Genomic DNA, 24,855 nt, shown 5'->3' with positions numbered 1-24,855 from the left:
CTGTTAATTTAAATAACGTTCTTTGCAATAAGCTTTACACATGAAAAATATTAGAGACTATATAGAAAAAACGGTTGTGATATCTGACGAGGATTGGCAACTTTTTTCATCTAAATTAAAGAATAGAGTGTTTAAAAAAAGAGCATAATTCTTGACGTAGGTGAAACAGAAAACTATATATCTTTTATAGAAAGTGGTATTGCTAGGTTTTTAATTCCTAAAGAAGATAAGGATAAGGACATTACGTTTGGCTTCTGTTTTAAAAACGAATTTGTAAGTGCATATGATTCTTTTTTGACCAGGAAACCATCATTATATAGACTACAAGCTTTGTCAGATATTTCTATGTGGAGCATTTCTTACTCAGACTTACAAGAGGTTTACGCTAAGAGTTTTGCTGGTAATGTTATAGGTCGATTGTCGTCAGAACGATTATTTTTAATAAAATCAAAACGCGAACAATCGTTACTAAATCACACTGCAGAAGAGCGTTACCTTAAACTATTTACAGAGCGACCTAATTTAATAAAAGAGATTCCATTAAAATATATAGCGTCTTATATAGGTGTTACTGCACAAGCATTAAGCAGGATTAGAAAACGTATTTCTTAACTTAAGTTCATTTTAATTGACTTTAAGTATATAGACCTTTGTAAAATTAAAGCAAAGACTATGACAATTTTAATATTTATAATTATTCTGTGGTATACAGGACTATTTTTTCAAACCTTTTTTTACATCGTTACGCAGCACACCAAACGTTTACAATGTCAAAAGTAACAGAACGTGTGTGTTTTGTTTTAACTTGGGTATTTCAGGGTAGTAACTATTTAAGCGCATATGGTTATGGTGTAATGCATAGGATGCATCATGCTTATGCAGATACAGATAAAGACCCACACTCACCTAAATACGATTCTAATGTGTTTTCTATGATGTGGAGAACAAAAAACATATACCAAGACATTAATAAAAAGCGAATAGCAGTAGCGGACAAGTTTACTAAAAACGTACCACAATGGAAAAGTTTTGACAAGTTTGCAAGCTCTAGAGTATCGCGATTAACTTGGGGAACAGCCTACACCATATTTTTTATTGTATTTGCAACCGCTTGGTGGCAATGGTTATTGTTGCCAGTAGCCTTTTTAATGGCTCCAATACATGGTGTTATTATTAATTGGTTTGCACATATTTATGGTTACCGTAATTTTAAAGTTAGTGATACCTCAAAAAACCTTTTACCAATAGATATTTTAATGATGGGAGAAGGCTACCATAACAACCATCATTCGCACAGTGGACGCGCAAATTTTGGAGTACGTTGGTTTGAAATAGATTTTACGTATTTAATAATGGTGGTTTTAGATAAGCTTAAAATTATTAAAATTAAAAAAACAGCAGTATAGTTTAATGTTGGTAAAACATGTAAAGCAATCTTAAAAAAATACATAATTTTGCGACATGAATTTATCAAACGTAATACCATCCAATTTAAAGCCAAAACGCTTAGCAGTAAAACTAACAGCCAATGGCGAGCAATATGTACACCAAGGTCATCCTTGGGTATTTTCGGATAGTATTGTTAAGATTAACAAAGACGCTAAAACAGGTGACTTAGCCATCATTTTTGGTAAACGAAAAAATGCCATGATTGGTATAGGTTTGTATGATGCAAACTCGCCAATACAAATAAAAATGATTTATAATAACACAGCATCAGTGGTAATTGATGCTGTGTTTTTTAAACAAAAAATACAAACAGCCTACTCCAAAAGGCTACCATTATTACAAACTAATACAAATAGTTACCGACTATTATTTGGAGAAAACGACGGATTTCCATCTTTAATAGCAGACGTCTATGCAGACGTGTTAGTAGTAAAACTATATTCCGAAATTTGGTTACCCTACATTCACACCATTTTAGAAAGTTTAATAGAAGTTTCTAAATGCAAAACAGTAGTTATGCGTTTAAGTAGAGGCTTACAAAACTCTAAAACCCATCAGTTAGAAGATGGAGCAGTCGTTTATGGTACACTTAACAATGAGGTTGTACAATTTATAGAACATGGTGTAAACTTCTCGGCTAACGTAATAAAAGGGCACAAAACAGGATATTTTCTAGATCACAGAGATAACCGTAGGCAAGTAGGATTATACAGTAAAGATAAAACGGTTTTAGATGTATTTAGTTATGCAGGTGGATTTTCGGTACATGCATTAGCCAATCAAGCGACAGAAGTAACAAGTTTAGATATAAGTGCTCAAGCCTTAGAAATTGCTAAACAAAACGGAAAATTAAACACCTACACAGGAAAACATCACACCATTGCGGACGATGCTTTTAAAGCCTTAAAACAGTTAGTCAAAAAAGGCGTTGTATATGATGTGGTCGTCATTGATCCACCAAGTTTTGCCAAACAACAAACCGAAATTGATTTAGCCAAAAAAATACGCACAATTAGCACAATTAGGAGAGCAGTTAACAGCCAAAAACGGACTATTAGTTTTAGCAAGTTGCTCTAGTCGTGTGACAGCACAAGTCTTTTATGACATTAATACAACAACATTAAAAGCTAGTCAAAGAGCTTTTAAAACCATAAAAACCACACAGCATGATACAGATCATCCAATAGGTTTTCCTGAAGGTGCCTATTTAAAATGTGGATACTATCGTTTAGATTAAATAGTAGTTAAAAAGTATTAGGGCATTACCTTTTGCCTTTTTTATTAAGGCAAAACGTCAGGCTGTCCGTTATATCTTTTTTAAGAAAAATAAAAAAGGATGCCACTTCCATCCTTAATGCAAAAACAAAAAACACAGCTTTAGGGTTGTGTTTTTTGTTTTAAGTTAGATTTTCAATTTCAAATAATACTTATTGTAAGCACGTAAAGTGTTTTCCGCGAAAGCGTTATTTATACTGAGATAATTTATACCTACCATGCAACAACTCCTGAATATCTTTAATAGGTTTAAAACATCCTTTAAGTTTAAGTTTATTGTTTTTACTTAAGTTTTTAACATTAACAAACTGTCCAGAATCGTTGTGTTTTAACCCTTGTTTAGTCCTAAAACGCAATAAAACTCTAAAGGCATTAATACAAGAATTGTATAATGCTTTATGCTGAGGTTCTAGTTCAGATAATTTTTTAAACCTTGCAATAGTACTATTAATATCCTTTACGTGATGTGATAAAAGTAACACTCTAGCAGCATCAACAAGAGGCATTATAGCTCTAGATTTAATATCAAATTGGTTTTTATGTTCTCCAGAAATTTCAACCAAAAACGTTTTAAAAAAGCTTAAAGGTGCAGGTTTTTTTATGGCATTACGACCCATATAAGTTAAAAATATCGGATTTGTTTCTAGGGTTTCAAACACGTAATCAGACATGCTGCTTACTAAATTCTGATTTCCATAAACATAGTTATAATCAAAAAAGATATTAAATAAAGCCATTTTATCCTGGTCCGCATGGGTAATCCAATTGCCAAATTGTGCTTGCCAATCAGAAACCGTTAAACACCATTTTGGGTTGCTAGCCATCATGTTTGCAGGACATAATTTAAAACCAACAATAGCTAGTTTTTGGTTTACAGCTTCGGCTAATTTTAAAAAATAAGCTTTGGTTTTGATATCTTCAGTAGAGTCTTCATACACTAAAGCATTATCTTGATCTGTATATAACAATTGCTCTTTTCTACCTTGGCTACCAATAGCTAACCAAGCAAAAGAGACAGGTGGTTCTTGATTAAATTCGGCAATTGACAAATCAATAATTCGTTTAGTAATAGCTTCATTTATTGCAGTTATTATTTTAGAAATAAAACCAATTGGTATGCTTTGTTTTAAATAGCCTTTTAATAAATCTTGAGCTTTAGCACGTATGTATTTTAAACTTTCGGCAGAATTGGCACGTTTGATATCTTTTATTAAAACCGAGGGATTATTTCCATTAACTACAATAATATCTTGTTGGGATAGTATGCCAATTAATTCTGAGTTTGGTGTACCATCTTTAGTAATGCATAGGTAAGTTAAATCGTTTTTTAATAAACCTATTTGGGCTTCGGCTACAGAAATGTTTTTTGGAAAAGTAAAAACAGGAGCGTACATAATAGCCTCTACAGGCTCTGTAATAGCATGAATACCTGTTGCTACTTTATGTCTTAAATCTTTATCTGTAATAATTCCAATTGGCTTTTTATTATCTGTAATAACTATAGATCCTACCTTGTTTTTACTCATGATAATAGCAGCTTCTTTAATGCTAGTACCAGGTTCGCAAACTTTAGGATTTGTAGAGTATTTAGCCGATTGGATTTCGGTAAAATTTGAAGTTTCAGGTTTTAGTATACCAATATTAGCAAATAAAGTACCTTTATCCTCATCACTATAAGGGTTACGAGTATTGGTTGCAAAACTGGCAATTAAAAACTGATTAGCTTTAGGATTGTTTATTATAATGTCTTCTAATAATTTAGAAGGAATACTGTATACAATACTATCTTCAATACCTTTAGCATCTAACAAATATTGATCTTTACGGATTAAAGCACGTAGCCCAAAAATATCTCCAGTATCACATTTATCGACTAAATCTAATTGTCTAAACACGCCAATTGCACCTTCTTTTACTACGTAAAAATAATCGTGTAAGGGTTCATTTTGTTTAAAAACAAAATTATCCTTTTCTAAATATAATACTTTAACTTCTTGAGCAATAGTTAGTAATTGCTCATCTGTTAAAGCATCAAAAGGAGGGAAGCCTTTTAAAAAGTGTAATATTAATTGGGCATTAGTTTGTTTCATAACACTAAATTATTGAAATGAAATTGAAATGACTTCATTTTTATAAAATTCTTAATAAATAGTTATGGTTTCAATTTAACTTTTCGGTAAAGTATAAATAACCATTAGGCAACTTTGTAATGTTTAAAATTCACGGAATTTGCAAAAAAAACAATGGAGTTATTTTTAGTCGCTTTTGGCGCATTATTTTCGATTATGAATCCCTTAGGAACCGTTCCTGTTTTTGTAGCATTAACACAAGAACACACTAAAAAAGAACGCGCTTTAACAGCATTTTGGACTGCCATGGATGTACTTATTATTTTGATGTTATCGTTTTTTGCAGGTAAGTACATTTTGTCTTTTTTTGGAATTAGTTTAAATGCTTTAAAAATTGCAGGAGGTATGATTATTACGTCTTCCGGTTTTGCTTTGTTAACTGGTAAGTTTAGAGAGCATAAAGGAATGAAACGTCAAAAAGTACAAGATGATATTCATTCTAGAGATGGTATTAGTTTGACGCCTTTAGCAATACCAATGTTAGCAGGACCAGGTACTATATCTTTATTAATAACTTATAACCAAGAATTTGTTTTGTCCAGTCAGATTTTAACTATTGTTGGAGCAATATTGTTAGCAGCAGTTGTAATTTATATTATCTTAAAAAGTGCACATTTTATAGTTAAGTTTTTAGGTGCTTCAGGTATAAATGCTTTGTCGAGAATTATTGGTTTTATAGTAATTGCAATAGGTGTGGAGTATATTATATCTTCAGTAGTAGATATTTTGACTAATATTGATTTTTAATCAATTAGACTAATGTTTTTTTTAGTCATTTTTACATAAGTGAAAATTAAAAAAGAGAGTGTTCCGAAAACAGTAAAACCTATAAATAAAGGTAATGCCGTGTCATGTACAAAACTACCAATATAATTAGCAATTGGTACAGCCATTATTGTGGATATAAAACCTGTAAGTGCAGCACCAATACCTGCTATATGACCAATAGGTTCCATTGCTATGGCTCTTAAATTTCCAAAAATAAAGCCAATAGTAAAAAACTGAATAGCCATAAAAAACAAAATAATGACTAAGGAAGGATTGCTAGTTGCATTCCAAAATAACAGAACATAAAGAAAGGCATTTAGACTAAAGGTAATAATAGCAATATAAGATAAACGCCACATACCCAATCGCATTACGAAGCTTCCGTTTAAAAAAGTAGATAAACCAACACCAGCAGCTAAGCCAGCAAAAATATATGGAAACTCTTCAATTAAACCATATTGAGTTTCAAAAATAACTTGTGAAGCACTTAAATAGACAATGAAGGCTCCAGAAATAAATCCAGAGATGATTGTAAAAGCAATTGTTTCTTTGTGCTTAATAAGCTCTTTTATACCATCAATAAAAACGTGCTTACTAAATTTAATTTTGTATTCTGGTTTAAGGGTTTCTGGCTGTCTTTTCCAAAACCAAAGACTGACAATTATAGCCATTATTAATTGTACATAAAAAATACCAGACCAATGGTAATGGTTTAAAATAAATTTACCCATTACAGGAGCTATTACAGGAACTAATATAAAAAATGTGGTTACAAATGACATGATTTTAGCCATGTAATCTCCTTTATACATGTCTCTAATTACTGCAATAGCAATGGTACGTGGAGCAGCTAAACCAATACCTTGAAGTATACGTCCTAAAACCATAATCTGTAAGCTGCCAGATAAAACACAAATAATACTACCAACTGCAAACACTGAAAATCCAATGTATACAATGGGTTTACGACCAAAACTATCTGATAAAGGTCCAAATAATAGTTGTCCAAAACCTAACCCTAAAAAAATCATTGTGATTAACAATTGATTATTATTAGTGTCTAAACTGTTTATTGACACGCCAATATGCGTCATAGCTGGTAAAATAGCGTCTATAGCTAAAGCTACAATGGACATTAGTGAAGCCATTAAAGCAATAAATTCTAATCTTACAGTTTGGTTTTCTTGCATCCTGCAAAGGTAGTTTAAATTACGAAGCCCCTAAATTTTTACGTTGTGAAATAGCTGTTAAATTATTGTGATAATGACAAATAAAAAGAGCCTCGATTGAGGCTCTTTTTTAAAGATTAAATTGTTATAAAGGAATGTTACCATGTTTTCGGTTAGGTAATACTTCTTCTTTATGTTCAAGCATTGTAAACGCTTTAATTAATTTACGTCTTGTGTTTTCAGGTAGAATAACTTCATCTATAAAACCACGTTCTGCAGCTTTATAAGGGTTAGCAAACAAGTCTGCATATTCAGCTTCTTTTTCTAGTAATTTATCCTCAGGATTATCGGCTGCTTGTATTTCTTTTCTGAAAATAATTTCACTAGCACCTTTGGCTCCCATTACCGCAATTTCAGCACTTGGCCAAGCATAATTAAGATCAGCTCCAATGTGTTTGGAGTTCATGACATCGTAAGCTCCACCATAGGCTTTACGTGTAATAACGGTCACTTTTGGTACTGTAGCTTCGCTTAATGCATATAATAATTTTGCACCATGAACAATAATACCGTTCCATTCTTGATCTGTTCCAGGTAAAAAACCAGGGACATCAACTAATACTAAAAGCGGAATATTAAAAGCGTCACAAAAACGTGTAAAACGTGCAGCTTTACGTGAGCTATTAACATCTAAAACTCCTGCTAAAAATAGAGGCTGATTAGCAACTATACCAACGCTTTTACCACCAATTCTAGCAAATCCAACAATAATATTTTCGGCAAAGTCTTTATGTATTTCAAAAAAGCTATCCTCATCTATTAAACCTTTTATAACATTATGCATGTCGTATGGTTTATTAGCATTGTCAGGTATGATTGATTTTAGTTCATCTCTAACTTCTACACCTAAAGTGTAAGGTATATCTTTTGGTTTTTCAAGGTTACTTTGTGGTAAGTAACTTAAAAGGCGCTTAACATCTTCAAGACAATCTATATCATTAGAAGAAGTAACGTGAGCAACTCCAGATTTAGTCGAGTGTGTACTTGCGCCTCCTAATTCTTCGCTTGTTACAGCTTCATTAGTTACTGTTTTCACTACATTTGGACCAGTTACAAACATGTAACTAGTGTCTTCCACCATCATTGTAAAATCTGTCATTGCAGGACTGTAAACAGCACCTCCAGCACATGGTCCCATAATTGCTGAAATTTGGGGTATTACTCCCGAAGCTTTTACATTACGATGAAAAATATCTGCATAACCACCTAAAGATCTTACACCTTCTTGGATACGTGCTCCACCAGAGTCATTTAATCCAATTAAAGGCGCTCCAACTTTTAAAGACAAGTCCATTATTTTACAGATTTTTTCGGCATGCGTTTCTGATAAAGCACCTCCAAAAACAGTAAAATCTTGTGCAAAAACATAGACTAAACGTCCATTAATAGTACCATAACCAGTAATTACACCATCACCATAAAATTTTTGATTTTGCATACCAAAATCTACGGTTCTGTGTGTTACTAAAGCACCAATTTCTTCAAAAGACCCTTCATCCATTAAATAGGTGACACGTTCTCTTGCTGTTAATTTTTTCTTTTGGTGTTGTTTATCTATTCTAGCTTGTCCTCCTCCTAATTTGGATAGTTCTAGTTTTTCGTTTAAAGTTTTTCTTTTGGATTCCATAGGGTTTCAATTAATAAACATTAACATTCTTAATCTTTTACTATTATGACATAGTTAAGATTAGTAGTTAGGTAGTCTAAGTTGTTTTTGATCTTCTAAATATTGTTTAACAGCTATCATTGCAGCAATTTTAGCTTCTGCTTCTGAGGCTTGATGTAAAGCTTCAGGTGAGTAATGTTTTCTAACAAAATGAGTATCAAAATTTCCAGACTTAAAAGCCTCATGATTACAAACAAATGTACCAAAAGGTAAAGTGGTTTTAATCCCTTCAACTTGATAATCTTCAATAGCTTTAATCATAAGTTGTATAGCTTCTTCTCGAGTTTTTCCGTAGGTAATTAATTTAGCTAACATTGGGTCATAATAGATAGGGACATCCATACCTTGCTTAAAACCATTATCTACTCTTATGCCTTTACCAACAGGAAGCTTATAAACATCTAAATGTCCTACACTTGGTAAAAAATCGTTTAAAGGATCTTCTGCATACACACGTAACTCTAAAGCGTGTCCATTAATTTTTAAATCCTCTTGTTTGATATTTAATGCCTCACCACGAGCTACTTTTATTTGTAATTCTACTAAGTCAACACCAGCAATAATTTCTGATACAGGATGCTCAACTTGTAGTCTAGTATTCATTTCTAAAAAGTAAAAGTTTTTATTTTCGTCTAACAAAAACTCGACCGTACCTGCACCAACATAATCACAAGCTTTAGCAACCTTTATAGCGGCTTGTCCCATTTCCTCTCTTAATTCTGGAGTTAAAACAACACTTGGCGCTTCTTCAACAACTTTTTGATGACGACGTTGAATACTACATTCGCGTTCAAAAAGATGAATTACATTATCATGTGAATCTGCCATAACCTGAATTTCGATATGACGAGGAGATCCAACATACTTTTCAATAAAAACCGAACCATCACCAAAAGCATTAACTGCTTCACTAATCGCACGATTCATTTGAGATTCAAATTCTGATTCTTTTTCAACAACACGCATTCCTTTTCCGCCTCCTCCAGCAGATGCTTTTATAAGAATAGGAAAACCTATGGTTTTAGCTATTTTTTTGCTTCAGGAATATCTGTTATGGCTTGATCTGTACCAGGAACCATAGGTATATCATAGGCTTTTACAGCTTCTTTTGCTGCTAACTTACTTCCCATAACTTTTATAGCATGAGATTTAGGACCTATAAATTGGATGTTGTTTTTTTCGCAAAGCTCTGCAAAATCTGCGTTTTCACTTAAAAAACCATAACCAGGATGTATACCATCTACATTTAGGCTTTTTGCAACTTCAATAATTTTATCGCCTAGTAAATAAGATTGATTAGAAGGGGCTTCACCAATTAAAACAGCTTCATCAGCAAAAGTAACGTGAGGAGCATGTCTGTCTGCAGTCGAGTAAACTGCTACTGTTTTAATACCCATTTTTTGGGCAGTACTCATGACTCTTATTGCAATTTCGCCTCGATTAGCGACTAGTATTTTTTTCATGTTATTCAAATTCAATTAACAATTCACCTTTATCAACAGTATTTCCTTTTGTTCCAGAAACTGACTTTATCACACCATCTCTAGGAGACACAATACTGTTTTCCATTTTCATGGCTTCTAGAATAAGTAAAGGTGTATCTACAGTAACTTGATCTCCAGGTTTAACCATTATATCCAAGATTAATCCTGGCATTGGTGCTTTAATGTCATTAACCATTTTTGAAGCACCAACTTCAAAACCTAAAGATTTGATTAAGACATCTAAGTCGTCTTCAATTTTGACAGTATAACTGTTGTTATTGACTTTGACAGTATAAGTTTTGGTGTTAAAATCACTGTCTGTAATTTGTATATTAAACGGTTTACTTTTTTCTAAAAGATGAAATAATTGAGTTTTTGTTTCAATTATATCTAGATTTTTAGCGGATTCTGAATCAATTGTAAATTGAAGCGAATCATTAACTTTTGTGTTAAATTTTTGATTCATTAAAAATGATGTTTAAAGGTATAAAGATAAACAACTATAACGTTTTAGTAAAATTGTAGAATCATTTATTCTGTTTTAAATACAGAGTTGTTTTGATGATATTTTATAGCTTTTTTAGACAGGAATATTCCGATACCTAATGATATAAATGCACCAACCCAAATACCAGGAACAAAGTCTATAAATAGAAAGAAGTCATAGGCACCATGAAAAAGTATAGCAAAGCACAAACCAAGTAGATTTAAATATAATTTGTTAGGTGCAAACTTGGCTTTTCCCATAAAATAACCCATTAAAATTCCAAAAGTAGCATGAGCAGGTACTGCTGTAAATGCTCTAGCTAGAGCAGTAGCAGGACCACTTTGTAGTACGTACATTAGGTTTTCGGTAGCAGCAAAACCCATAGACACCATTACAGCATAGACAATTCCGTCAAAGGGTTCGTTAAATTCTTTATGACGTTGTGCGTATAGTAGGACGATTAAAAATTTACTTAATTCTTCTGAAAAGCCTACTACAAAAAAGGCTTGTTTAAACTGCTCCCAAATACTTAGCTTATCTTGTAAAGGCACTAGTATATTAAAAACAGAGTAAAGTAATGTTGTTATTATAATACTGACTATTGCTCCTAATAAAAAAGAGGCAAATAGAAGTCTTTTAGGTTCTTTTTCATATTTATCTTTTAAATAAATGTAAAATATGATGACAAAAATTGGCGCTAAAGCCATTATTATTAATTGCATAAAACTGATTTAAGATAATTTATTAGAAATAGCTTGGATGACTTTAAGGTAATATTCTGTATTTGAGGCTACAAAATGCCCATTATTTTTACTGTTTTTTAATAAGGATTTAAATTCTGATAGTGTTACTAGTTTTAAAGCTTTTACTTCTTCTGGTTGTGCTTTTAAATTAACAATATCTACTTCTAATGGTGTTATAAAAGTATTATGAAACTCGTTATCGTTAATTCCGTTGGGATAAGATTGAAAACATTCAAATACTCCAATTTTTTCTAGTTTAGATGTTTCAATATGTAACCCAATCTCTTCTTTAATTTCTCTAATTGCTCCATTTATAATAGTTTCACCAGCATCAATATGTCCAGCAACAGAAACATCCCAAAGTAAAGGGTAAATTATTTTTGAGGCAGCACGTTGTGCTAACAATATCTGACCATTTGATGTATACAACCAAATGTGTGCAGTATTATGTAGATACCCTTTAGTGTGAATAATCGATTTTAATGCTGTTTGACCAGTTGGATTACCTGTTTTATCTACAATATCAATAATGTCTTTTTTCATATATAAAAAAGCCTCAAAATCGAGGCTTTTATGTTTGTTTTAATGCTAGTTAATGATGCTTTTTACTTTTTAAAGTATGAAAAAGTTTCGCCATCTTCAATTTTAAGTAATGTTTCATAAATTAATTTAATCACATTTTCAACATCATCTTTATGTACAGTTTCTACAGTAGTATGCATGTAACGTAAAGGTAATGAGATTAAAGCCGAAGCAACTCCACCATTACTGTAAGCAAAAGCATCTGTATCAGTACCAGTTGCGCGAGAGCATGCAGCACGTTGAAACGGAATGTCTTTTTCATCTGCAGTATCTGTGATTAAATCTCGTAATTTTTGTTGCACAGCAGGAGCATAAGCAACAACAGGACCTTTACCATTTTCTACATGACCTTGTACTTTTTGATCTATCATTGGTGTTGTAGTATCATGTGTTACATCAGTAACAATAGCGACATTAGGTTTTATAGTTTCTGTAATCATTTGAGCACCACGAAGTCCAATTTCTTCTTGAACCGAGTTTACAATGTATAATCCAAAAGGTAATTCTTTTTTGTTTTCTTTTAATAAACGCGCCACTTCAGCAATCATAAATCCACCCATACGATTATCTAAAGCACGACAAACAAAGTTGTTTTCGTTTAAAATATGAAACTCATCTGGATACGTTATCACACAACCAACATGCACACCAAGTGCTTCGACCTCTTCCTTAGTCTTACAACCACAGTCAATAAATATATTGTTTGGTTTTGGCGCTTCTTCTTTAGATTTGTTACGTGTGTGTATTGCTGGCCATCCAAAAACACCTTTTACAATTCCGTTTTTAGTATGGATATTTACAATTTTACTAGGTGCAATTTGGTGATCACTTCCTCCATTACGGATAACATAAATTAATCCGTTGTCAGAAATGTAATTAACATACCATGAGATTTCGTCTGCATGCCCTTCAATTACTACTTTATATTTAGCTTTTGGGTTAATAACACCAACAGCTGTACCGTATGTATCTGTAAAAAACTCGTCTACATAAGGTTTTAAGTAATCCATCCATATGTTTTGACCATCCCACTCATAACCAGTAGGAGCTGCATTATTTAAATATGTTTCTAAAAAGTCCATTGACTTTTTGTTTAATATGCTTTTTGTTGCCATTTGATATAATTTTTGTCTAAAAATAAGAATAATCGGAGTTATATAGTAGTTAGCAATGCGTTAATTCTTAATTTTACAATATAAAATTTTAAGTTTTGGAATGATTTTAGTAGTTTTTGAATTATGAAGTATATATTTTTTCTTTTTTTAGTGTTCCGTTTATTTTGTTTTCTCAAGACATAAATGAAGTAGCACAAGATACTACAGATGTTGAATACGTTATAATTGCAGGAGACTCAGTGGTGCAAAAATCTATCTATTTAGACGAAATTGTTTTATTAGATAAATTAAGATTTAAAAATAAAGAGGGTAGAAGACGGTATTTAATTTTAAGACGAAAAACCCTTAAAGTATATCCTTATGCTAAGTTGGCAGCCGACAGACTTAGAGCTTTAAACACTAAATTGGAAACGATTAGTAAAAAAAGAGATAAAAAGAAATATGCTAAAAAAGTACAAAAATATATTGAAGAACAATTTTCCGAGGAATTAAAAAAATTAACTAAAACTGAAGGCCAAATTTTAGTCAAATTGATACATCGACAGACTGGTGAAACAGCTTTTAACCTGATTAAAACTTTACGTAATGGTTGGCGTGCTTTTTGGTATAACAGTACAGCTTACATGTTTAATATTTCTTTAAAACGTGAATATGACCCAATGGAGGTTGAAGAAGATTATTTAATTGAAAATATTTTAATTAGAGCTTGGCAAGATGGACATTTGAAATTAGTAAAATCACCTTTAAATTTTGAATATTTTAATTTGACCAATAAATGGGGTACAATATATTAAAGTGCTAAACCATGAGAAAACAAACTCCTTTTGAAGAAAAATTAAATGCCTTAACTCATGGTATTGGAGCGGTTTTTGGTATTGTAGCTTTGGTACTGCTTATTGTTTTTGAAACTAAAAAAACAGAATTTAGTCTGTTTAGTGTTATTGTTTATGGATTATCTATAATTATACTATTTACTGCGTCCACATTATACCATATAATTACCGACGAGACAAAGAAACATTACTTTAGGATTGTAGATCATGTTAGTATCTACCTATTGATAGCAGGAACTTACACACCAGTTTTACTAATTACTTTAGAGCAAAGTCTAGGTTGGACTTTGTTTTTTACAGTTTGGGGTATTGCTGCTTTTGGAGTTGTTTTAAAACTGTTTTTTACAGGACGCTTTAATACGTTTTCAACGTTATTGTATTTAGTTATGGGTTGGTTAGTTGTATTTGATTTTAGTAATTTATCAGATATTATGGATTCAAATGGTATTGTGCTATTAATGGCAGGAGGTTTATTATATACCGTTGGGATTGTATTTTATGCTATAGAAAAAATACCATACAATCATGTTATATGGCATTTATTTGTGCTTGGAGGAGCCATTTGTCATTTTTTTATGGTCCTATTGTATGTAGTATAATTACTCGTAAATTCTTATAATTTCTCCGTTCCCTTTACCTAAAACACTTCTCACATAACCGTTAACCACTTTGGTCATTGGGATAGGATTATGTCCAGGAAAATAATCTTTATACTTGTCATAAGCAGCTTCAACCATACCAGAAGATACTACATTAACTCTAATATTATTTTCTATTTCTAAAGCTACTGCTTGCACAAAACTATGTATCGCTCCATTTACCATTGCTGCACTAGTTGTTTTTATAACAGGGTCATCTGCAAGTATTCCTGTGGATAAAGTTATAGACCCTTTGTTATTTAAAAAGTGTTGTCCAATTCTAACAAGATTGACTTGACCCATCAATTTACTTTTAATTCCGATGTAGTAATCGTCCTCAGATAAAGCATTAAAATTATCCCATTTAGCTTCACCTGCAATACAAATTATAGCATCTAAAGGACCTGTTTTTTCAAACATAGATTGTATGGACTTACTGTCTTCAATATTTACAGTTACATCTGCGTTGGTTCTACCTGCAATAATGATATCATGCGAAGTTTTGAAATGAGACACTACTGTTTTCCTATAGTTCCGTTACCACCAATAATTAAAATTTTCATTGTGTTTGTTTTTAATTGTTATCTGTATTCTGGATTATCAAAGCTCCATCGTGTACCATCATCCCAACCTTCTCTGGAGTTTCCGTAAGCAGAATATCCTTTATGTTGCTTAAGCATATTAGCTAAATGTAATAAATTATAAGTCATGAAGGTCGTATTTCGGTTAGTGAAATCGTTGTTTTTTGCATCACTAACTTCATCTAAATAACTTGGTCCTGGACCAACTTCTCCTATCCAACCAGCATCAGCTTGAGGCGGAATAGAATAGCCTACATGTTGCAACGCATATAAAATACCCATTGCACAGTGCTTTACACCATCTTCGTTTCCTGTAATAATACAACCACCAACTTTTCCATAAAATAAATATTGACCTTTATCATTAGTTTTACCGCTCATACTATATAATCTTTCGATTAGCTTTTGACAAACTGAAGATTTTTCGCCTAACCAAATAGGTGTACCAATTATAATAATATCTGCTTCAAAAATACGCTCAAATAGTGTTGGCCATTCATCTTTAGCAACACCTTCTTTAGTCATATCTGGTTGCACACCAAATGCGACATCATGGTCTATAAACCTAATATCATCAACAGTAACGCCTTCGTTTTTCATGATGTTTTTAGAAACATCAATCAATCCTTGAGTATGACTTTGTCTTGGAGATTGTTTTAGCGTACAATTTATGTATACCGCTTTAAGCTTTGAAAAATCTGGTGTATTCATTGTATATTTTGTTTTAAGATTAGTATTCTTAAAATACAAAACATATACTACAATCAGCCTTGGTTTATCAAGACTTTAACACCTTTAAGTATAGCTTTTAATGGCTTTTTCTATTTGAAGCAATGCCATATCTACCACTGTTTTAGAATCATATTTTGGACTCCAAATAGATAGTTCTGTACAAGCAACAACAACGCAACTATCTTGGTTATATTTAGAAATTAAATATGAATAGTTTGATTGGTCTGCGTCAGTTTCAGAATAATTATAAATCTGTTTACGACAATTGTCAATTGTAATTTGATCTTGTTTATTAGGAAAAGAAATTGAGATGTCTTCTTTTTTAAATAAGTCAGAAATATAGCTAGAGGTCATAGTATACAAGGAACCAAATAAAGTTACCTTGTTAATATTATGTGCTTTTAGGTGTTTAATACACAAGCTAATTGGATGTATAATTGAAACAGGTGTGTGCAACTGATCAACAGTTTCATGCAAAGTGATATTAGGTATGATGCATGAAGAAATGTTATATTGAGTCAAGCGATTAAGATACTTGGCAACGACAGGTTTTAATACGTCAAATTGATTTGGTAAATAAGGATTTATGGTATTAAAATCAACCGAATAAGTTATAGAAGGGAAGGTGTGATATTCTCCTTTTATATCATGAAACTTAGCGTTTAGTTGCTTAAGGTAAAATAAGGTGCTTCTGGTACCAAGCCCTAAAATAGCAATAGTGGGTTGCATGTTATTCATCTTTATTTAAAATATAATCTGCAAAGTAATTATTTGTATCCATTAGTTTATCAATTATATTTAAATCGGTTTTATTTAAAAATCCTTTCAAAATAGCATCATTGTATTTTCTTGAAGTTTCAGTATGGATACGTTCGCCTTCCATAAAATGGAATGATTTATTTAAAGCTTTAATAGTTACGGTTTGTGATTTTGTACTGACTAAATAACTTCTTGCAATACCTTCATCTTCGGTATATTCTGGTTGATGCTTAAAATTGTCAATATCAAAATTGGCATCAAACTCTTTATTAATTCTTTCTAGTAAATTTAAATTAAAACGTTTAGTAATTCCTTGACTATCATTGTATGCAGGTAAAACTATTTTTTCAGATTTAATAAGGTCTAAGCCTATACAAACTTTGTCATTAACTTGTAAACTATCTGCTAATTTTGTTAAAAAATCTTGAGCTAGAATATCGTTTAAATTACCTATGTTTGATCCTAAAAACAATATGACTTTTGGATGATTAGATTGTCTTAAAGAGGCTAATACATTAAAATAATCTCCTTGTTTAGGTGTTGTATTTATATTTGGTAATTCGCTATTTATACTAGATTTTAGTTGGTCTAATGCATTTTGAGAAATGTCTATTGGTACGTAATTAAAATTATAATTATCGGTATCTAAAGCTTTTAAAAGTTGTTTGGTTTTGGTACCATCACCAGCACCAAGTTCTATCAATTCAAAAAAAGTGTCTTTTTTAAGTTTTAAAGCTTCAATTAGATTTTGAGTTTGATTTTTAAAGATATCAAATTCTGCTCTAGTTAAATAATACTCAGGCATATTCATGATATCGACAAAAAGTGCATCACCAATTTTATCATAAAAATATTTAGATAGTAAATATTTAGGAGTACTACTTAGGCCTTTATCGACGTCGTTTAGAAATGTGTTATTCATATTATTTGGCTAGTCTAATTCCAGCGAATTGCCACTGTGTGTGTGATTGAAAAAAATTGCGGTACGTGTGTCTACTATGGTTTTTAGAAGTTGCAACTGAAGCTCCACGAAGTACCATTTGATTACTCATAAATTTACCGTTATATTCTCCAACAGCACCTTTAGCAATTTCAAAGTTTGGATAGGGTAGGTAGGCAGAGTTGGTCCATTCCCAACGTTTTCCCCAATTTAAATGTTTGGAAGCGACTTCCCATTCAAATTCAGTAGGTAACCTCATACCTTTATAAAAAGCAAAAGCTGCAGCTTCAAAATAAGAAATATGAGATAATATTGCATCAGGATTAACAGGTTTTAAGCCTGATAAAGTGTAATGATGCCAGGTGTTTTTTATTTTTATCCAATATAAAGGTTGGGTTATTTTATTACTGTTTATCCAATGCCAACCTTCATCTAACCAATAGTTAGCAGTTTTATAACCATCTGCTTCAATAAATTCAACAAATTCTTGATTGGTTATTAATGCTTTATTTATACTAAAGGGTTGTATGTATGTTTTATGTACACCAAGTTCGTTATCAAAACAAAATCCATCCGTATCATGTCCAATATTGTAAACGCCTTCGGTTATATCTAACCAACCAGAATCGGTGTTGGTATCTTCTACTAAATTTAAATCTGTGTATTTAGGACAAATTGGGTTTAACGAGAACGTGTATTTTAAATCTGTAAGAAGTAATTCTTGATGTTGTTGCTCATGATTAATCCCTAAAACTGTTAATGATTTTACTGTTTCATCCTCAGTTGTTTTTAAAAGCTGGGTCATGTGTTGGTCTACATATTCACGATATTTAAAAATAACATCAATATTTGGTCTTGTAATTAGACCTCTGTTGTGTCTTTCAATACGTTTGCCAATTGCATTATAATAGCTGTTAAAAAGATATGAATACTCATTATCAAAGATTTGATAATTTGGAGAGTAGGTTTTTAAAATCATTTCTTCAAAAAACCAAGTAGTATGCGCAATGTGCCATTTGGTTGGACTAGCAAAAGCAGCAGATTGAGGTGTGAAATCCTCGGTTTGTAAAGGTTTGCAAAGTGTGTTAGTGTATTGTCTAGTTGTTAAATACTGGTTTAAAATGTTATCCATAGCTTCTCAAATATAATAAGGAAATGGCTACAGATATACTGAAAAGCCTAAATTTAATCTTATTTTAACTTTATTTCACCTTAAAATTTAGACTTTATTTAAAGCTAAAAACAAAGAAAATAAAATATGAAATTAACCAAAAAATGGTTGCTAAACTTTTAAAGTATAGTTTGATACTTTATATCTAAAACTCTTTTAAAAGCTTCACTGGATGTAAGTCGTAACAATTAAAAATTCCTGACAGAGAAGGATTGTTATTTAATATAAACCATATTAATTAACCTTCAATAACCTCTTTGTATTCCTCAAAAAAGGCTTCAAATAAAGACATGTGTGTATTAAAAAACACCATAACATCTTGCCAAGAGTTTTTATTATGGATAGATACTTTTTGCTCTAAAGGCACATAAATACGTGATATTTCTTTACCATTATCCAAAATATATTCTTCATTATAAATGGCTTCTGGAAGATAGTCGTCCAGTAAAATAGATTTTAAGGCTACTAATTTTTCCCAGTATTTAATACGATGTTCTAAATCGTCCTCTATATCCAAAGCCACTAATGCAGTTTTATTATCAAAATGAAATTTAAAACTAAACCCTTTAAGTTTTGTATTGTAAAGCAACCATTTTCTTGGAAAAGATTTACCAAAGCTGGTCCAAAATAGCTCTTTTAGTTGTCTTGACTCTTCTTTACTAAACATGTTTTATTGACTTTTAATTATGAATAACAATTGGATAAAATTAAAGAAGGTATGCTAAAACTATACCTAAAATAATGGTACTTAATTTGGCTAAATTAAATTTATGACCTTCACTACTTTCAAATAAAATGGTAGTACTAATATGTAAAAATATACCAATAACTAAAGCCGAAACCTCATAATAATAGTTTTTAAAGAACTCAAATTGCATAGATAAAAAGACACCTAAAGGAGTCATTAAAGCAAAAAGAATTAAAAATAAAAAGCATTTAAGTTTGCTTATATCTGAGGCTAAAAAAAACGTCGATAAAATTATAGCAACGGGTAATTTATGGATAATAATTCCATAAATCAGATGTTCATGAGCTTCAATTGGTATGCCTTCTAAAACACTATGTATGCTTAAACTTATAAATAATAACCACGGAAAATCTACACGAGATTTATCAATATGTACATGTCCATGCTCTGCACCTTTAGAGAAAAATTCTAAAATTATTTGCAGTAAAATACCAATCATTATAAATAAACCTACAGGTTTATCATGGCTATTGTAAACTTCTGGTAAAAAATGAAAAACGGTTGTAGATAATAAAAATGATCCACTAAAAGCTAGAAGTAATTTTAAATTACGATTTTGTTTTGGCTTAAATAATAAGACAATTAAAAACCCTAAACCAACAGATAAAATTGGAAATATAAAATTTTGCATCAATTTATTTATTTAAAAATCATAACCAAACGTTGTGATGTAGATTTGTCAAATTTACTTAATTTATAATCTCCAAAAATATCAAGTAAATATACACCAGCTTGTTCAAATAAGGCTTTAAAATCAGATAAGCTAAAAGCCTTAACACGCTCTTGAAATTGATAATCTTCACCTTCAAAAGAAAAACTAATATCCTTAATTATATATCCATTTTCAATACGTCTTTGTTGTAAAAAGTCAATTCCGTCCACGGTTTTAACATCTTCAGCAACTAGGTTGTCAATCACGTAATCCGTATTCATAAAATCTATTACACCAAAACCAGAATCGTTTAAATTTGCTTTTATAGCTTTGATTGTTGCAAGATTATCAGACTCGTTTTCAAAATAACCAAAGCTTGTAAATAAATTAAACACAGCATCAAAAGTTTCGCCGAAAGGCTCGCACATATTATGCACTTTAAAATGCAAGGTATCATTTTCAAATTGCTTAGCATGACTAATACTGTTTTCTGACAAATCAGCACCAATCACATCATAACCAATAGCATTTAAATACACAGCATGTCTACCTTTTCCGCAAGCTAAATCTAATATTTTTCCGTTTTCAGGTACATTAAGATACTCGGTTAAATTGGACATAAACTGTTCCGCTTCGTTATGATCTCTATCTTTATAAAGTATGTGGTAAAATGGACTATCAAACCAAGATGCGTACCATTTTTTATCGTTTTTTTTCATATATTTTTTTGGGGTTTAAACTTCCGCTTAAGCTCCAGTTTACCAGGCTCTCGCAACTCGCTCTCTGTGAGGAGCTCAAACAAATTGCTCCATCCTTAACCCATTTATTTGTAAAGGTCCTATTTTCGGCAAAAATAAAGTATTTTTGCAAGGTAACAGACGTAAAGAATGGAAGAAAATTTCAAGATGGTTGCCAAAACTTTATTTGGCTTTGAAGAATTACTAGAAAAAGAGCTTAAACAACTTGGAGCACAACAGGTTAAAAAAGGTGTGCGAAACGTGACTTTTGTTGGTGATAAAGGCTTTATGTATAAAGCTAATATGGCTTTGCGTACAGCCACTAAAATTTTAAAACCAATGCATAGTTTTAAAATAAAAACCGAACAAGATTTATATGATCAAGTTTATAAAATGGACTGGACGCCATATTTAAAATCTACAGGTAGTTTAGCAATTGATGCAACAGTAAACTCAACAGTGTTTACACACTCGTTATATATATCTCAAAAAACTAAAGATGCTATTGTTGACAAGTTTAGAGATGAGACTGGTGAGCGTCCTAATGTTGATTTAAAATTTCCGGATGTTAAAATAAATGTGCATATAGACCGTCAGTCTTGTAATATTTCTTTAGACTCGTCAGGAGATTCTTTACACAAACGAGGTTATAAATTAGCAACCAATATTGCACCAATAAACGAAGTGTTAGCAGCAGGAATTATCATGATGTCAGGTTGGGATGGACAATCAGATTTTATAGATCCAATGTGTGGTAGTGGTACCATATTAGCCGAAGCTGCAATGATAGCTTGTAATATACCACCAAACTTGATGCGTAAAGAATTTGCTTTTGAGCGTTGGTCAGATTGGGATGTTGATTTATTTGAAAAAATAGAAGAATCTTTACTTAATAAAACCAGAGATTTTCATCATAAAATTATAGGTTATGATAAATCACCAAGTGCTGTAACTAAAGCAAAAGAAAATATTGCTAATGCACATTTAGACGAGCTTGTTAGTGTCCAACATGAGGACTTTTTTAAGACACAACGTGGAGGAGAAGCAAAGTTACACATGGTATTTAACCCTCCATATGGAGAACGTTTAGATATTGAAATGGAAAGCTTTTATAAAGATATTGGAGATACTTTAAAGCAAAATTATCCTAATACAAATGCATGGTTTATCACTTCTAATTTAGAGGCTTTAAAACATGTAGGCCTGAGACCCTCTAGAAAAATACATTTAATGAATGCAAAATTAGAGTCGCGTTTGGTTAAATATGAAATTTATGCAGGAAGTAAAAAAGGAAAATATATGAATAAGTAAATAAATTTTCACTTATTAAAAAAGGAAGTTGATTACTTATCAACTTCCTTTTTTCTTCCTCTTCTTTTTTAGCTTTGTTTTTCTTCTTTTTAAAAATTGGTATCATATAGGATACGGTATAACTATAACCTACACCAATACGTCCTGAGTCAAAAGTTTTATTAAAGCCAGGAACGTATAAATTTTCAAATTCAACAGGTTGATCCTGAGTAATCATGCCTTTAAGTTGTGTATTAATACCAAAATATAAATTGTTTAATACTTCTGCTTTAATACCAATAATTAATTCTAGCCAAATAGCAGATAATCCTGAAGATTCTAAACTATCTGAAGAGCTATTTTGTGGTGCCCAATATTGGTCTGTAGAATATACAGTGTAATTGGTTCTGGTTTGACTAAAAGTACTAGCGCCAATTCTAAATCCAGCAAAAATCATATTGTCTAATCCAGCCCAATTATCATACATATTGTAATCAAAACCAGCTTTAAAATAGCTTCCTTTTGCTGTGACGCTTAAAAAGTCATTGGTTGTTGTTTTTTCTTCATTACCAATTTCTCCAGCAATAAACCAATTTTCTGTAAGTCTGTAGTCACCATTAATTTCAAATCCAGTATAGTCATCATCTAAAGCTGTACGGATAAGTTTACTAGCATCAGTACCTAAACGTAATCCATATTGCAATTTTAAAGTGTCTTGCTTAATTTGAGTAGCATCTACAGTGTCTTGTGCTTGAAGTGTACCACATAGGCACAACAAAAAGTTAATGATAAAAAAGTAGTGTGTCGTTGTGTCATCTTCAATTGTTAAATTATCATTTGCAGCTTCATTAAAAATCACCCAATTACCATCAGTACCACCATCAATGGTTGCAACTACATTTTCAAAAGTTGTTTTATAACCACAAGCTCTTGATACGTAAACATCTTTTCTGGCGTAAGTAATTGTTAAAATATCAGTATTTCCTGAGGTAATGTTTCCGTCATCATCTAAGACAGTATTGCTGGTTATATTAAACGTTGTAATGTCTTCATCTGTACGTAATGGTAAGATTAATTGATTTACGTTTTCTAGATTATAACCTGTTAAAACTTCTTCATTGTCTTGACCAATAACATAAATATCCACTACGTTTTTTCGGCTATCTTGCGCATTATTGTTATAAAAATCAATAACAAAACTAGGCGTAGTAGGTGTGGTTTCAGGACATAAATCATCACGCTCACAAGTTAAAAAACTTAAAGTTGAGATTAATAGTAAATACAGTTTTAGGTGTTTCATGTAATACAATTATTATTTCTTTTCTAAAAGTACAATATTTTCTACATGATGTGTCTGCGGAAACATATCTACAGCCTGTACTTTAGTAATATTATAGTGTTCTTTCATTAACGCTAAATCTCTAGCTTGTGTCGCACTATTACAACTTACATAAACAACTTTTTGTGGTGCAATATTTAATATTTGTTGCACAACGTCTTTATGCATTCCGTCTCTTGGTGGATCTGTAATAATAACGTCTGGTTGACCATGAGTATTTATAAATTCTTGGTTAAAAACATTTTTCATGTCTCCTACAAAAAACTCGCAATTTGTAATATTATTGCGTTCAGCGTTTTCTTTTGCAGCACTAATAGCATCAGGAACAGCCTCTACACCAACTACTTTTTTAGCTTTTTTAGATACAAATTGTGCAATTGTACCAGTACCTGTGTACAAGTCGTAAACAAGCTCGTCACCTTTTAAATCGGCAAATTGACGTGTTAATTTATATAATTCAAAAGCTTGATCAGAATTAGTTTGGTAAAAAGATTTGGCATTAATCTTAAACTTTAAACCTTCCATTTCTTCAAAAATATGGTCTTCTCCTTTATAACAAATGACGTCTTGGTCATAAATAGTATCATTAGCCTTTTGGTTAATAATGTATTGCAAAGATGTTATTTCTGGGAAAGTTTCGGCAACATAATTTAATAGCAATTCACGTTTTTCTTTATCTTCTTTAAAAAACTGAATGACAACCATAATATCTTTGGTTGAAGAGGTACGTATCATCATAGTACGTAATAATCCTGTTTGATTTCTAGTATTAAAAAATTCTAATCCATTTTCAATCGAAAAATCTCTTACAGCATTACGGATTGCATTAGACGGATCTGCTTGTAAATGACATTTTTTAATATCTAAAATTTTGTCCCACATTCCTGGAATATGAAAACCAAGCGCATTACGATCTCCTAAATCTTCGTCAGACTGAACTTCTTCTAAAGTTAACCATCTAGAGTCACTAAAAGAAAACTCCATTTTATTTCTATAAAAATACTGCTCGGCAGATCCTAAAATAGGAGTCACTTCTGGCAAGTCCAAATGTCCAATTCTAGTCAGGTTATTAGTGACTTCATTTTGTTTGTAAAACAATTGATGCTCATAACCCATATCTTGCCATTTACAACCTCCGCAAACACCAAAATGCTGACACTCTGGAGTAACACGTTTATCACTTAGTTTATGAAAAACGGTTGCTTTACCTTCAAAATAAGCTTTACGCTTTTTAAAAGTTTGCACATCAACGACATCTCCAGGTACAGCGTTGGGTAAAAATATTACACGTCCATCAGGTGCTTTAGCTATAGTTTTTCCTTTAGCCGCAGCATCTAATACTTCAACATTTGTAAATATTTGTTTTCTTCTATTTTTTCTTGCCATAATTGCAAAAGTACTTTGTTTTTTTGTTAGTAAAAAACTACTCACAATTATTTTAATAACGCTTTTATTTACTAATTTGCGATTTCTTAGGGATGATTTCTTTCCCACGCTGAATTTTCGGA

Annotated in this window: 22 protein-coding genes and 4 pseudogenes; 8 read left to right on the top strand and 18 right to left on the bottom strand. The window is 31.5% G+C overall.

What is annotated here, in order from left to right:
* Positions 1 to 40 precede the first annotated feature (40 nt).
* From AC0L4B_RS14435 to AC0L4B_RS14420, 4 genes and pseudogenes are all read left to right on the top strand, one after another.
* A pseudogene (locus tag AC0L4B_RS14435) lies at positions 41 to 612 on the top strand (Crp/Fnr family transcriptional regulator).
* A 60-nt stretch (positions 613 to 672) separates the two neighbouring features.
* A pseudogene (locus AC0L4B_RS14430) lies at positions 673 to 1,406 on the top strand (acyl-CoA desaturase).
* A 55-nt stretch (positions 1,407 to 1,461) separates the two neighbouring features.
* On the top strand, positions 1,462 to 2,526 hold the full coding sequence (locus AC0L4B_RS14425) for a class I SAM-dependent rRNA methyltransferase (protein WP_473437544.1): 1,065 nt from the start codon (positions 1,462 to 1,464) through the stop codon (positions 2,524 to 2,526).
* 4 nt (positions 2,527 to 2,530) lie between these two features.
* A complete protein-coding gene (locus AC0L4B_RS14420; protein ID WP_473437543.1) occupies positions 2,531 to 2,686 on the top strand; it encodes a hypothetical protein in 156 nt (51 codons plus the stop codon).
* 226 nt (positions 2,687 to 2,912) lie between these two features.
* Here AC0L4B_RS14420 and AC0L4B_RS14415 read toward each other — a convergent pair whose 3' ends face one another.
* On the bottom strand, positions 2,913 to 4,814 hold the full coding sequence (locus AC0L4B_RS14415; RefSeq protein ID WP_473437542.1) for a DUF294 nucleotidyltransferase-like domain-containing protein: 1,902 nt from the start codon (positions 4,812 to 4,814) through the stop codon (positions 2,913 to 2,915).
* Between the two features lie 153 nt (positions 4,815 to 4,967).
* Between AC0L4B_RS14415 and AC0L4B_RS14410 the strand changes: the two genes are divergently transcribed.
* A complete protein-coding gene (locus AC0L4B_RS14410; protein WP_473437541.1) occupies positions 4,968 to 5,600 on the top strand; it encodes a MarC family NAAT transporter in 633 nt (210 codons plus the stop codon).
* On the opposite strand, the gene AC0L4B_RS14405 is transcribed toward AC0L4B_RS14410, so the two are convergent.
* The 7 genes and pseudogenes from AC0L4B_RS14405 to AC0L4B_RS14375 all read right to left on the bottom strand — a co-directional run bounded on the left by AC0L4B_RS14405 (position 5,597) and on the right by AC0L4B_RS14375 (position 12,927).
* Positions 5,597 to 6,811, bottom strand: a complete 1,215-nt coding sequence (locus tag AC0L4B_RS14405; protein WP_473437540.1) for a multidrug effflux MFS transporter — start codon at positions 6,809 to 6,811, stop codon at positions 5,597 to 5,599. The genes AC0L4B_RS14410 and AC0L4B_RS14405 overlap by 4 nt on opposite strands.
* Before the next feature lie 124 nt (positions 6,812 to 6,935).
* Positions 6,936 to 8,477 (bottom strand): acyl-CoA carboxylase subunit beta, encoded by a 1,542-nt coding sequence (locus tag AC0L4B_RS14400; protein WP_473437539.1) that lies wholly within the window; start codon positions 8,475 to 8,477, stop codon positions 6,936 to 6,938.
* 60 nt (positions 8,478 to 8,537) lie between these two features.
* Positions 8,538 to 9,979, bottom strand: a pseudogene (gene accC / locus AC0L4B_RS14395) (acetyl-CoA carboxylase biotin carboxylase subunit).
* A gap of 1 nt (position 9,980) precedes the next feature.
* Complete coding sequence (locus AC0L4B_RS14390) at positions 9,981 to 10,466, bottom strand: biotin/lipoyl-containing protein (protein WP_473437538.1); 486 nt, start codon at positions 10,464 to 10,466, stop codon at positions 9,981 to 9,983.
* Between the two features lie 65 nt (positions 10,467 to 10,531).
* The gene (locus AC0L4B_RS14385; protein WP_473437537.1) at positions 10,532 to 11,209 is read right to left on the bottom strand and encodes a PrsW family intramembrane metalloprotease; all 678 of its coding nucleotides are present in this window, start codon (positions 11,207 to 11,209) and stop codon (positions 10,532 to 10,534) included.
* Positions 11,210 to 11,218: 9 nt separating this feature from the next.
* The gene (locus AC0L4B_RS14380) at positions 11,219 to 11,773 is read right to left on the bottom strand and encodes an NUDIX hydrolase (RefSeq protein ID WP_473437536.1); all 555 of its coding nucleotides are present in this window, start codon (positions 11,771 to 11,773) and stop codon (positions 11,219 to 11,221) included.
* 62 nt (positions 11,774 to 11,835) lie between these two features.
* On the bottom strand, positions 11,836 to 12,927 hold the full coding sequence (locus AC0L4B_RS14375) for a M42 family metallopeptidase (protein WP_473437535.1): 1,092 nt from the start codon (positions 12,925 to 12,927) through the stop codon (positions 11,836 to 11,838).
* Positions 12,928 to 13,091: 164 nt separating this feature from the next.
* Here AC0L4B_RS14375 and AC0L4B_RS14370 point away from each other — a divergent pair, with 164 nt between their 5' ends.
* Positions 13,092 to 13,721, top strand: a complete 630-nt coding sequence (locus AC0L4B_RS14370) for a DUF4294 domain-containing protein (RefSeq protein ID WP_473437534.1) — start codon at positions 13,092 to 13,094, stop codon at positions 13,719 to 13,721.
* Positions 13,722 to 13,732: 11 nt separating this feature from the next.
* A complete protein-coding gene (trhA, locus tag AC0L4B_RS14365) occupies positions 13,733 to 14,359 on the top strand; it encodes a PAQR family membrane homeostasis protein TrhA (RefSeq protein WP_473437533.1) in 627 nt (208 codons plus the stop codon).
* Here the strand turns inward: trhA and AC0L4B_RS14360 are convergent.
* From AC0L4B_RS14360 to AC0L4B_RS14325, 8 genes and pseudogenes are all read right to left on the bottom strand, one after another.
* Positions 14,360 to 14,961, bottom strand: a pseudogene (locus AC0L4B_RS14360) (short chain dehydrogenase).
* Positions 14,962 to 14,979: 18 nt separating this feature from the next.
* The gene (locus AC0L4B_RS14355) at positions 14,980 to 15,690 is read right to left on the bottom strand and encodes a flavodoxin family protein (RefSeq protein ID WP_473437532.1); all 711 of its coding nucleotides are present in this window, start codon (positions 15,688 to 15,690) and stop codon (positions 14,980 to 14,982) included.
* Between the two features lie 84 nt (positions 15,691 to 15,774).
* A complete protein-coding gene (locus AC0L4B_RS14350; protein ID WP_473437531.1) occupies positions 15,775 to 16,440 on the bottom strand; it encodes an aspartate/glutamate racemase family protein in 666 nt (221 codons plus the stop codon).
* A gap of 1 nt (position 16,441) precedes the next feature.
* Positions 16,442 to 17,392 (bottom strand): L-histidine N(alpha)-methyltransferase, encoded by a 951-nt coding sequence (locus AC0L4B_RS14345; protein WP_473437530.1) that lies wholly within the window; start codon positions 17,390 to 17,392, stop codon positions 16,442 to 16,444.
* Position 17,393: 1 nt separating this feature from the next.
* Positions 17,394 to 18,542: an ergothioneine biosynthesis protein EgtB gene (gene egtB / locus AC0L4B_RS14340; RefSeq protein WP_473437529.1), complete on the bottom strand. Its 1,149-nt coding sequence runs from the start codon at positions 18,540 to 18,542 to the stop codon at positions 17,394 to 17,396.
* 277 nt (positions 18,543 to 18,819) lie between these two features.
* Positions 18,820 to 19,248, bottom strand: coding sequence for a DUF4268 domain-containing protein (locus AC0L4B_RS14335; RefSeq protein ID WP_473437528.1), 429 nt, complete (start codon positions 19,246 to 19,248; stop codon positions 18,820 to 18,822).
* 40 nt (positions 19,249 to 19,288) lie between these two features.
* Positions 19,289 to 19,960 carry a ZIP family metal transporter gene (locus AC0L4B_RS14330; protein ID WP_473437527.1) on the bottom strand — a complete coding sequence of 224 codons (672 nt, stop codon included), beginning with the start codon at positions 19,958 to 19,960 and terminating at the stop codon, positions 19,289 to 19,291.
* An 8-nt stretch (positions 19,961 to 19,968) separates the two neighbouring features.
* Positions 19,969 to 20,700 (bottom strand): class I SAM-dependent methyltransferase, encoded by a 732-nt coding sequence (locus tag AC0L4B_RS14325; RefSeq protein WP_473437526.1) that lies wholly within the window; start codon positions 20,698 to 20,700, stop codon positions 19,969 to 19,971.
* A gap of 168 nt (positions 20,701 to 20,868) precedes the next feature.
* Between AC0L4B_RS14325 and AC0L4B_RS14320 the strand changes: the two genes are divergently transcribed.
* Entirely contained in the window at positions 20,869 to 22,029 is a 1,161-nt protein-coding gene (locus tag AC0L4B_RS14320) for a THUMP domain-containing class I SAM-dependent RNA methyltransferase (RefSeq protein WP_473437525.1), read from the top strand.
* On the opposite strand, the gene AC0L4B_RS14315 is transcribed toward AC0L4B_RS14320, so the two are convergent.
* A complete protein-coding gene (locus tag AC0L4B_RS14315; protein WP_473437524.1) occupies positions 21,977 to 23,308 on the bottom strand; it encodes a DUF6048 family protein in 1,332 nt (443 codons plus the stop codon). The two genes, AC0L4B_RS14320 and AC0L4B_RS14315, sit on opposite strands and share 53 nt — an antisense overlap.
* A gap of 12 nt (positions 23,309 to 23,320) precedes the next feature.
* Positions 23,321 to 24,733, bottom strand: a complete 1,413-nt coding sequence (gene rlmD, locus AC0L4B_RS14310) for a 23S rRNA (uracil(1939)-C(5))-methyltransferase RlmD (RefSeq protein ID WP_473437523.1) — start codon at positions 24,731 to 24,733, stop codon at positions 23,321 to 23,323.
* Between the last annotated feature and the right edge of the window lie 122 nt (positions 24,734 to 24,855).

The organism is Olleya sp. NP1-10, assembly GCF_055804415.1.
Note: the sequence above shows the minus strand (reverse complement) of the source record. Positions and strands in the feature narration are given on the sequence as shown.

Excerpts from the sequence above, each read along its gene's own strand:
- AC0L4B_RS14425 (WP_473437544.1), top strand. The coding sequence starts at position 1,462 with ATGAATTTATCAAACGTAATACCATCCAATTTAAAGCCAAAACGCTTA.
- AC0L4B_RS14415 (WP_473437542.1), bottom strand. The coding sequence starts at position 4,814 with ATGAAACAAACTAATGCCCAATTAATATTACACTTTTTAAAAGGCTTC.
- AC0L4B_RS14410 (WP_473437541.1), top strand. The coding sequence starts at position 4,968 with ATGGAGTTATTTTTAGTCGCTTTTGGCGCATTATTTTCGATTATGAAT.
- AC0L4B_RS14405 (WP_473437540.1), bottom strand. The coding sequence starts at position 6,811 with ATGCAAGAAAACCAAACTGTAAGATTAGAATTTATTGCTTTAATGGCT.
- AC0L4B_RS14400 (WP_473437539.1), bottom strand. The coding sequence starts at position 8,477 with ATGGAATCCAAAAGAAAAACTTTAAACGAAAAACTAGAACTATCCAAA.
- AC0L4B_RS14390 (WP_473437538.1), bottom strand. The coding sequence starts at position 10,466 with ATGAATCAAAAATTTAACACAAAAGTTAATGATTCGCTTCAATTTACA.
- AC0L4B_RS14385 (WP_473437537.1), bottom strand. The coding sequence starts at position 11,209 with ATGCAATTAATAATAATGGCTTTAGCGCCAATTTTTGTCATCATATTT.
- AC0L4B_RS14380 (WP_473437536.1), bottom strand. The coding sequence starts at position 11,773 with ATGAAAAAAGACATTATTGATATTGTAGATAAAACAGGTAATCCAACT.
- AC0L4B_RS14375 (WP_473437535.1), bottom strand. The coding sequence starts at position 12,927 with ATGGCAACAAAAAGCATATTAAACAAAAAGTCAATGGACTTTTTAGAA.
- trhA (WP_473437533.1), top strand. The coding sequence starts at position 13,733 with ATGAGAAAACAAACTCCTTTTGAAGAAAAATTAAATGCCTTAACTCAT.
- AC0L4B_RS14355 (WP_473437532.1), bottom strand. The coding sequence starts at position 15,690 with ATGAATACACCAGATTTTTCAAAGCTTAAAGCGGTATACATAAATTGT.
- AC0L4B_RS14350 (WP_473437531.1), bottom strand. The coding sequence starts at position 16,440 with ATGCAACCCACTATTGCTATTTTAGGGCTTGGTACCAGAAGCACCTTA.
- AC0L4B_RS14345 (WP_473437530.1), bottom strand. The coding sequence starts at position 17,392 with ATGAATAACACATTTCTAAACGACGTCGATAAAGGCCTAAGTAGTACT.
- egtB (WP_473437529.1), bottom strand. The coding sequence starts at position 18,542 with ATGGATAACATTTTAAACCAGTATTTAACAACTAGACAATACACTAAC.
- AC0L4B_RS14335 (WP_473437528.1), bottom strand. The coding sequence starts at position 19,248 with ATGTTTAGTAAAGAAGAGTCAAGACAACTAAAAGAGCTATTTTGGACC.
- AC0L4B_RS14330 (WP_473437527.1), bottom strand. The coding sequence starts at position 19,960 with ATGCAAAATTTTATATTTCCAATTTTATCTGTTGGTTTAGGGTTTTTA.
- AC0L4B_RS14325 (WP_473437526.1), bottom strand. The coding sequence starts at position 20,700 with ATGAAAAAAAACGATAAAAAATGGTACGCATCTTGGTTTGATAGTCCA.
- AC0L4B_RS14320 (WP_473437525.1), top strand. The coding sequence starts at position 20,869 with ATGGAAGAAAATTTCAAGATGGTTGCCAAAACTTTATTTGGCTTTGAA.
- AC0L4B_RS14315 (WP_473437524.1), bottom strand. The coding sequence starts at position 23,308 with ATGAAACACCTAAAACTGTATTTACTATTAATCTCAACTTTAAGTTTT.
- rlmD (WP_473437523.1), bottom strand. The coding sequence starts at position 24,733 with ATGGCAAGAAAAAATAGAAGAAAACAAATATTTACAAATGTTGAAGTA.